The organism is Stenotrophomonas sp. AS012628 (assembly GCF_010608305.1).
Classification (GTDB): domain Bacteria; phylum Pseudomonadota; class Gammaproteobacteria; order Xanthomonadales; family Xanthomonadaceae; genus Stenotrophomonas; species Stenotrophomonas geniculata.
The window spans coordinates 1-250 of record NZ_VMBJ01000191.1 but is presented as its reverse complement, the minus strand read 5'-3'; the positions used below and the strand labels follow the sequence as shown (position 1 = coordinate 250).

Sequence of the window (250 nt, the reverse complement as noted above, 5' to 3'; positions counted from 1 at the left end):
CCTCCGCCACCGCCCCGAAGGCCCGGCCGGGAAATGCGTCGCCTGCCACATGCCGGGCAAGTACTACATGGTCAACGACCTGCGCCACGACCACTCGTTCAGCGTACCGAACCCGGCCCAGGCCCTGGCTCTAGGTGTCCCCGACGCCTGCGTGGGCTGCCATGCGCGGATGCCCGGCGCAAGCCTGGTGGAACGTTTCCGCAACTGGTACCCGAACGCCATTCCGCGCGACGGCGGCTATGCGCAAGAC

Annotated in this window: 1 protein-coding gene; it reads left to right on the top strand. The window is 68.8% G+C overall.

All coding sequences use genetic code 11. The annotated features are described in order from the left end of the window. Positions 1-250, top strand: a 250-nt coding sequence (locus G5A07_RS21570; RefSeq protein ID WP_223107824.1) for a hypothetical protein, incomplete at both ends; no start/stop codon positions are given.